The following is a 297-nucleotide window of genomic DNA, read 5'->3' as shown; positions in this document are numbered from 1 at the left end:
AGCGCTGGGCGTCGCTGGAAACGCTGAACGACTGGGTGTCGCAGCGGTGCCGCCAGGCTTGGCAGATGCGGCATCCGCAGTGGCCGGAGTTGACGGTCGAGGACGTGTTGCAGGACGAGCGCACGCGCCTGATGCCGAACCCGCGTCCGTTCGACGGCTACGTCGAGCAGTTCCTGCGCGTGTCGTCGACCGGCCTGATCCACTTCCAGCGCAACCGCTACAGCGTGCCCACCGAGTATACGAACCAGCTGGTGAGCGTGCGCTGCTATCCGGCATATCTCAGCGTCGTCGCCGACG

The 297-nt window shown here is 66.3% G+C and carries 1 protein-coding gene; it reads left to right on the top strand.

Translation table 11 applies throughout. The annotated features are described in order from the left end of the window. Positions 1-297, top strand: a 297-nt coding sequence (locus SB771_RS34005) for a Mu transposase domain-containing protein (RefSeq protein WP_410721916.1), incomplete at both ends; no start/stop codon positions are given.

This window comes from Burkholderia sp. SIMBA_051 (assembly GCF_046534915.1).
Taxonomy (GTDB): Bacteria; Pseudomonadota; Gammaproteobacteria; order Burkholderiales; family Burkholderiaceae; genus Burkholderia; species Burkholderia ambifaria.
The sequence above is the reverse complement of the archived record's forward strand: the minus strand, read 5'-3'. Positions and strand labels throughout refer to the sequence as shown.